This is a genomic window from Intestinimonas timonensis (assembly GCF_900626145.1).
Taxonomy (GTDB): Bacteria; Bacillota; Clostridia; order Oscillospirales; family Oscillospiraceae; genus Intestinimonas; species Intestinimonas aquisgranensis.
In genome coordinates, this window is record NZ_LR130838.1 from 1 (window position 1) to 1,612 (window position 1,612).

Here is a 1,612-nt window from a genome sequence, read left to right on the forward strand (position 1 = left end):
GGTGATCCTGAACGGCAACCGCATCCAGATCAAGCGGAAGCAGTTTGAAAAAATCATTGATTCCCTTGACACAATATAGTGAAAAAGGGCCTTGCGCGTGTTATAATAGGTTATAAGCGTGTCAAGGCTCTTTCCGTCATGGAAAGGAGCATGACGAAATGCCAAGAAAAGAACGAGATGAAAAAAGACGGGACAACAAAGGCCGCCTTTTGAAGTCTGGAGAGAGCCAGCGATCAGATGGAAGATACGCTTACAAATACATTGACACCTTTGGAGAACCCCAGTTTGTTTACTCATGGAAGTTAGTACCCACCGACAAAGTACCTGCCGGGAAGCGGCCCTGTCTTTCCCTGCGCGAGAAGATCAAGCAGATACAGAAAGACCTTGACGACGGGATCGACACCATCGGCAAGAAAATGACCGTGTGCCAGCTTTATGAAAAGTACACCCGGGAGCGCGGGAATGTGCGGAAAGGAACCCAAAAGAGCCGCCAGCAGTTGATGAAACTTCTGTCCGAAGATAAGCTGGGCGCGGCCAGCATTGACAGCGTGAAGCTGTCCGACGCGAAAGAATGGGCCTTGCGTATGCAGGAAAAGGGCGTTGCCTACAACACCATCTGCAACAGCAAGCGTTCCTTAAAAGCCATCTTTTATATGGCCGTACAGGATGACTGCCTCCGCAAGAATCCCTTTGACTTCCAGATCAATGAGGTTATCAACGACGATACCGTACCAAAGGTGCCGCTTACCCCTACACAGGAAAACGAGCTTTTAGACTTCATGCAGAACGATCCCGTCTATGCCAAGTATTATGACGAGGTGGTGATCCTGCTGGAAACCGGGCTTCGTATTTCCGAACTCTGCGGCCTGACGCCCGCTGACCTGAATTTTGAGAAGCGCTTTGTGAATGTAGACCACCAGCTTTTGAGAAGCACCGAGGACGGCTACTATATCGAAGCGCCAAAAACAGAAAGCGGATTCCGCCAAGTGCCGATGAGCGCAGCCGCCTATGAAGCGTTTGAGCGCGTGTTAAAGAAGCGCAGGGACGGCAGGTGCATTGAGGTTGACGATTATAAGGACTTCCTGTTCCTGAACCGGGACGGCCTGCCCAAAACCGCCGTCAACTATGACGCCATGTTCAAGTGCCTTGCAAAGAAGTACAACAAGTGCCACAAGGAGCCGCTGCCCGATGTGATGACGCCGCACACCATGCGGCATACATTCTGTACCAGAATGGCAAACGCGGGCATGAACCCCAAGGCATTGCAGTACATCATGGGACACGCCAACATTGTAATGACGCTGAACTATTATGCCCACGCTACTTTCCATTCCGCACAGGAGGAAATGGAACGGCTGCAAGCCAAGGCAAAAACCACCGCAGAGGCCAAGCCGGAGCCTGTGGCGGAAAGCGCCGAGGAAACCAAGGCGGCATAAGTAGTACGCAGAATTTACTACTGCTTTTACTACTTTTGAGAGCGAAAACATGAGGGGTAATAAAAAGATTTGTGAGGTTCTTCCGATATGAAAAGTGCCGGAAAAGCCCGGAATAACGGGCTATACCGGCATATAAGAACATCTAAAGAGATAATTAGAAATCTATTAAATGATTC

General features: G+C 49.9%; 1 protein-coding gene. It reads left to right on the top strand.

The window, feature by feature from the left end:
- Positions 1-158 precede the first annotated feature (158 nt).
- Entirely contained in the window at positions 159-1,436 is a 1,278-nt protein-coding gene (locus tag E0E29_RS17895; protein WP_130848405.1) for a tyrosine-type recombinase/integrase, read from the top strand.
- Positions 1,437-1,612: the final 176 nt, after the last annotated feature.